Annotated in this window: 6 protein-coding genes; 3 read left to right on the forward strand and 3 right to left on the reverse strand. The window is 34.8% G+C overall.

The window, feature by feature from the left end; all coding sequences use genetic code 11:
- Positions 1-48 precede the first annotated feature (48 nt).
- Together M2R48_RS08950 and M2R48_RS08955 are read left to right on the forward strand one after the other, a co-directional pair.
- Positions 49-1083, forward strand: a complete 1035-nt coding sequence (locus M2R48_RS08950) for a DUF1311 domain-containing protein (RefSeq protein WP_262085834.1) — start codon at positions 49-51, stop codon at positions 1081-1083.
- Between the two features lie 92 nt (positions 1084-1175).
- Positions 1176-1955, forward strand: coding sequence for a Rossmann-like and DUF2520 domain-containing protein (locus M2R48_RS08955; protein ID WP_262085835.1), 780 nt, complete (start codon positions 1176-1178; stop codon positions 1953-1955).
- A gap of 42 nt (positions 1956-1997) precedes the next feature.
- Here the strand turns inward: M2R48_RS08955 and M2R48_RS08960 are convergent, their stop codons facing one another.
- Positions 1998-2156, reverse strand: a complete 159-nt coding sequence (locus M2R48_RS08960) for a hypothetical protein (protein WP_004721086.1) — start codon at positions 2154-2156, stop codon at positions 1998-2000.
- A gap of 129 nt (positions 2157-2285) precedes the next feature.
- Positions 2286-3689: a PLP-dependent aminotransferase family protein gene (locus M2R48_RS08965; protein WP_262085836.1), complete on the reverse strand. Its 1404-nt coding sequence runs from the start codon at positions 3687-3689 to the stop codon at positions 2286-2288.
- Between the two features lie 155 nt (positions 3690-3844).
- Between M2R48_RS08965 and M2R48_RS08970 the strand changes: the two genes are divergently transcribed.
- Entirely contained in the window at positions 3845-4699 is an 855-nt protein-coding gene (locus M2R48_RS08970; RefSeq protein ID WP_262085837.1) for a hypothetical protein, read from the forward strand.
- A gap of 118 nt (positions 4700-4817) precedes the next feature.
- Here M2R48_RS08970 and M2R48_RS08975 read toward each other — a convergent pair whose 3' ends face one another.
- Positions 4818-5702 carry a LysR family transcriptional regulator gene (locus M2R48_RS08975; RefSeq protein WP_239045789.1) on the reverse strand — a complete coding sequence of 295 codons (885 nt, stop codon included), beginning with the start codon at positions 5700-5702 and terminating at the stop codon, positions 4818-4820.
- Positions 5703-6000: the final 298 nt, after the last annotated feature.

A 6000-nucleotide genomic window follows, 5' to 3' on the forward strand; every position in this document is an offset into this window, starting at 1 on the left:
TCAATTATTTGGTTAAATGACCCACATAAAAATATGATCGGATAAACAATGAATAAATCATTAAACCCATTATTTATGATTGCTGCAATTTCTAGTACCTTGATGCTGTCAGGCTGTGATTACTTCAAAAAGAAAAAAGATGAAGGTAATGCTGAACTTGCAGAGTGGAGCTGTACCAATCAAGATAATATCAATCAAATTCAAAAGTATTTGAAAGATGAGTATTTGCGTGAAGTCGCAGACAATATTAAAAATTCTGGTTATGAAGCTGACCAAGCATTACTTCAAAAAATTAACAATGCTTTAAAGTTTGAAGTGAAGAATGTTCGTACGATCACTGAAGACTCATCTAAAACCAATCAACTGGAATGTGAAAGTCAGTTAGTGGTTCAATTCCCGAAAGGCTTACAACAGCGTGCTGAAAATTCATATGCAGAATTTGGGCAAGATTGTGAGGATGGATGTGAAGGTGATGGCTATCGCAGTATACGTGAGTATATCGAAGCTGGTGAATCTAAATTGGTACTAGCCAATGATCAGTTAAAAGGCAAGTTTAATTACAATGTTGTGAAAACAGACAAAGATGGTTTAACCCTTGATGTGCTTAATCAGGATGCAGTTATCCAAGGGGTAACTTTTGTTACGGTAAAAGCGGTGCAATACGCAGCCTATATGAAAGAAAATAAAGATATGCGTGAACGTGAGCAGGTCAACCAAATTGAAAATGCAGAGCAAACAGCACTTGCACAAAAAGCCATGGACATCCGTAAAAAAGAGCTAGATGAAGAAAAGCTTAAACAAGTTGATCGTTTAAACCAGACTTGGGACAGTTTGAGTGATGAACAAAAAGCACAATTTAAGCAAGATCAAACAGAATGGTTTGAAAAACGTGATGTTGATTGTAAAGTCATTTCACAGAAAAGTTTTGGTGATATTCCAGACAGTGAAATTGAAACCTATCAGCAACAACGTCAATATTGGGATGATGCGATGTCTCAACAAAATAAAGAGATGCAATATACCAAGTGTTTTAATAAACGTACCGCTGAGCGAATTATTTATTTAAACAATGCATTAAATTGATGTAGTCATCAAAAATAATCTGAGAGGGATGAATTGATTCATCCCTTTTTTATTGGCATGCTGTAAGTATATTTAAAGTTTTAGATGTCGATATGCGTATTAGTATTGTTGGTTCAGGTCGTGTTGCTACACATTTTGCAAAAGCACTGTCAAAACAACATCATATTGTTCAGATTTATAGTCGTGATTTAAACAATGCACAACGCTTAGCCCAGCAGGTGAATGCTCAGGCTATTGATGCTGTGCATTGTATAGAACCTGAAATTGATTTATTAATTATTGCGGTAAGCGACCAAGCCATTGCTCAAGTCATTCAAACGATTCATTCACAACTTTCGGATGTTTTGATTGTTCATACTTCTGGCAGTACCAATCTCAATATATTGACTGAACACCATGTAAAATCTGGGGTTTTTTATCCCTTACAGACTTTTAGCTTTGAACGTGAAGTGGATTGGCAGAATACCCCGTTGTTTATTGAAACAGCTTTGCAAGAGGATTTGTCTACTTTAACGACGCTAGCAAATAGTCTAAGTAATCAGGTTTATTCATATAATTCAGCGCAGCGGCTGAGCTTACATTTGGCAGGGGTATTTGCCTGTAATTTTACAAATTATTGTTATGACATGGCTAAACAAGTGGTTGATGCACAGCAGGTCGATTTTAATTTACTGTATCCATTAATTTTGGAAACAGCAAAAAAAGCCACTCAAAATGATCCTGAAACAATGCAGACGGGTCCTGCAAGACGTGGAGATGTGAATATTTTAGATATGCATCAGCGTATGTTACAGGATATGGGGCGGGAAGATCTTAAAGATGCCTATACACTTTTAAGCCAACAGATTCAGAAAAAACACTCTCTTGATTAAGTGAGTGTTTTATCAATCGTATCTTTTTAAATCAATTGAGATCTAGTTTAAAGCAGCGTGATCTGCACCGATTGTGACAATAACACCAATACAAAACAGGCTACAGTAGATAAAAAACCAGATGATCATGCGTTTAAAGGCTTTGTCTGAAATCGAGCTATCAGCATATTGTGGTTTTTTAGGGCTTTTGTCATCATTCATCGCAAAATCTCTTTCTGCTTAATATAGGTTCATTATGGATAGAAACATGTTCACACTGTAGATACAAAAAATTAGAAAAAAACTATAACAGATAAGTAAGCAATGATGAATCTGTTATAAAAATTCAGCTTATATCGTCACTGATTTACCAATAATATAAATCAATTGGTTTAATGCATTTTGAATCTTTTCATTCATTTCAAATGAACAATTCATCCGAATAAAGTGATTTTGTTGATTACTAATATTAAATAAGCTGCTCGGCGCGACACTGACACCGTGTTCTAACATGTGCTGATAGATCTCATTACTATCGACTTGTTCAGGTAATTCAATCCATAAAAAATACCCTGAAGGATAATAATTGACATGACATTGTTCAGGTAAATGAGTTTTTAAATAATTAAAATATTGTTTTTTATAGCGTTGTAAGGTGGATCGTAAAGTTTTTAAATGTTTTTCATAATGACGATGGGAAAGATACTCAACCAAAGCATTTTGGATAAATGAGTTGACTGAAAGGGTACTCATAAGTTGAGTGTGCTGAATATGTTCAGAGAATTTACCTGCATAGACCCAACCGATACGAAAACCTGCACCTAATGTTTTGGAAAAAGAAGAACAATGTAGTACCCAATTTTGTTGATCAAAATACTTCATCGAGAGGGGTTTTTTCTGATCATAGTAAAGTTCTTCATAGACATCATCTTCAATCAAATAAATCTGATATTGGTTGAGTAACTTTGCCAATTTTAATTTAATTTCATCACTCACGGTAAAGCCAATAGGATTCTGACCGTTTAACATCATCAAACATACTTTAATTGGATATTTTAAAATTGCCTGTTCGAATGCGTCTAAATCAATACCATGTTCAGGATGTTCTGGGATGGTAATTACTTTTAATCCAAGTCGTTCAGCCGCTTGCCATGCCCCATAAAAAATCGTCTGCTGTAATAAAATATAGTCCCCAGCTTGTGTAAGTGCTTGCAATGAAAGATTTAATGCATCTAAACCTCCAGACGTAATCACAATATCAGATGGATCCGTGGGGATGCCTTGCATAGCATATTTTTGAGCAATAATTTTTCTCAGTTGATAATTTCCGGGTGGTAGACTGGGTGTTTGTTCATAGCTACGCCGTTGTCGAGCAAGTTGTCCAAGCGTTTGTATCAGTTTAGCAGAGTAGAGCAATTGGCTATTAGGAAAGGCAGAACCTAAAGGGATAATGTGTTCAGACTGGGTTGATTTTAAATATTTGAAAACAACGGAGTTAATTTCAACTGTTTCATTAATCACATGTAATGTGGTGGGGTGATCTGAGCTTTGTTCTACAACAAAATACCCTGACTTTTCTTTTGAATAAATCAGACCTTGCGCTTCGAGCTCTTGATAAGCATTCATAACCGTAATCAGACTTAAACCTGATTGTTCAACCTGTTGACGTAGTGAGGGTAACTTTTCATGTGCTTTCCACGTCCCATTTTCAATCAATAATTTTAGGCTATGGGCCAGTTGTTCAGATTTATACATAGGTCAATGCAAGTGGGTATTTAAAATAACTATAACAGAAGCAATCATTACAGCTCTATCTGTTATATATTTTTTCTAAAATTTTGTGGCTATATTTCTTTTTGATTTCTTTCCAAAATACTCGCACGCGATGCAGTATAGAATGAGGCAGGGATATGTTTGTGACGACTCAGTTGAATGTGCTCACACAAGTTTTATGTGAGCATGATTGCTCTGAAAATGTGATAGAGCAACTCAATCAAAGATTTGTAAATCTAGAAGCAACATTATTGCGTGCCAAAGTCTTACGTGAATTTTCAAAAAAGAAAAGTACAGCGATTATCCAATCTGCAATTGCTTCAAATCATTTAAGTCTGGCTTATTTGTTTTCACCGTTTATTTTGGCGAATTTAAATCAAACAGTGCTTTACTCAACGCTTTTGACTGCACAAGTTCAAGATATTTTAAAACCTTATTATCAGGTTGAAAAAACCATGAACTTGACCAAGGATGATGTCGTTCTAGAAAGTTTAAAGTTATTTTTAGATCTACAAGATCAAACATGGGATGCACAGGAATTTGTTTATTTTCAGTTATTCAAAGCACTGACTCAAGCAGAAGTTGATCGTATCTTTCTAATTACAGATCAACCGATCAATCCAGATTATTTGTTTGAAATAGAATGTTTTTTTAAGGTTCGAATTTTCTTGGTAAATCCCGAAAATGATCAAGATGATCAAAATCTGCAATTAGATCATCATGATCATAAATTAAACATGCAGAAGCTTTTGTTTAAATATAAAGATGATTTTCATGTGGCTTTATGTCGTAAATTTTCAGAAATGAATGCTAAAATTTTAAATTTATCAGGTCTTTATGATCTAGCTCAAGCGCAAAACCTAGTCGAAGATATGTTTTATTCTGAACATATTTATGAAAAACTATCGGTTTATGCTGAATATATGCAGACACGATTACAAAACAATGTGTTTAGTCCAAAATTCAAATCTGTGTCAAGTTTGCAAGCTTAGATGCTAAGTATTTGCATACACAACGCTTTATTGAAGTGCTTTATGTATTGTATAAAGATACAACATGAGCCGTGAATACTTAGTTCTTAGGTAAAAGTCTGGTCTAAAGCTTTATATATTAGCGATCAGATAAATGTTTTTTGAGATGATCTAAAAAGAGCTTCACTTTTTTTGGAATCTTTTGTTGAGAAGGCGTGATTGCATAAAAATAAAGCTGCTTTGAATGATAATCCTCTAAACAACGCATAATTTTTCCGGCATCTTGATCTTTTTTTGCTAAAAAATCGGGTAAAAATATAATGCCTTGATCTTGTTTACAAAAATCTAAAAGGAAATCGCCACTGTTGCATGTCAATTTCGGCGTACAGTAAATAGTTTCTTCTTTTTTATTCTTACTCAGCACAATTTTAGTGCTTGAATCCGTTTGTGAATACAACAATAGACTGTGCTGTTTTAACTCATCGATTGTATTGGGTACGCCAAATTTTTCAAAGTAAGCTGTAGTTGCATAAAAATGTCGATGATAGGTACTAAACAGGTGGGCATTACGCTGATCAATATCCTGACTGATTCTGAGCACAATATCATATTGATCTTCACTGATATTTAAGAACTTATCTGAAAGAAACAAGTCTATTTTGATGTTGGGATACTGTGTCATAAATTTAGAAATGATCTCGGTAAGATGCGCATGTCTAAATGAATGAGGTGCATTGATTCTGAGTTTACCTTCAGGATATTTCTGGTCATGGGTAAAGTCACTGGTTGCCCATTCAAACTCACTCATAATGACTTTAGAGTGTTGATAAAATTTTTCACCTGAATGAGTTAAATCCATTTTGCGAGTATTGCGGATGAACAGGACTGTATTAAAAATAGTTTCCAGATGACAAATTCTTTTCGCAACTTGATCTCTAGTAATGTTTAAGTGACGTGATGCGCTGCTGAAATTTCCATATTCAACGACACTAATAAACGTATTGATACAGTCTAATTTATCCATTTAATTTTAAAGTACTCTTCACTTGAATGATCAGGGTCTGTTGACAATTCGTCTATGTTTGCGACTTCGAGTGGTTTTTAGATGATACAAGGCACGAAATATGAAATTTAGTCATTCTAAATGAATAGTTCGTAACGAAGTAGCAGCAAAAACCACACTAGTCCCCCGCTGCGCCTTGCGCTGCAAACAAAGCAGTGCTTTGTTCTTGCTCAGGGTTGTGGCTAAAATTATCTCAGCCTACGTTATGAAACTCGAAAATAGTCTCGCTATTCTCTTCGTTTCATGCCTTGCCTGCTCA

This window comes from Acinetobacter sp. I-MWF, from assembly GCF_025433935.1.
GTDB classification, from domain to species: Bacteria; Pseudomonadota; Gammaproteobacteria; order Pseudomonadales; family Moraxellaceae; genus Acinetobacter; species Acinetobacter guillouiae.

What these genes read in the sequence shown, in the direction of transcription:
- M2R48_RS08950 (WP_262085834.1), top strand. Translation starts at nt 49, where the DNA reads ATGAATAAATCATTAAACCCATTATTTATGATTGCTGCAATTTCTAGT.
- M2R48_RS08955 (WP_262085835.1), top strand. Translation starts at nt 1,176, where the DNA reads ATGCGTATTAGTATTGTTGGTTCAGGTCGTGTTGCTACACATTTTGCA.
- M2R48_RS08960 (WP_004721086.1), bottom strand. Translation starts at nt 2,156, where the DNA reads ATGAATGATGACAAAAGCCCTAAAAAACCACAATATGCTGATAGCTCG.
- M2R48_RS08965 (WP_262085836.1), bottom strand. Translation starts at nt 3,689, where the DNA reads ATGTATAAATCTGAACAACTGGCCCATAGCCTAAAATTATTGATTGAA.
- M2R48_RS08970 (WP_262085837.1), top strand. Translation starts at nt 3,845, where the DNA reads ATGTTTGTGACGACTCAGTTGAATGTGCTCACACAAGTTTTATGTGAG.
- M2R48_RS08975 (WP_239045789.1), bottom strand. Translation starts at nt 5,702, where the DNA reads ATGGATAAATTAGACTGTATCAATACGTTTATTAGTGTCGTTGAATAT.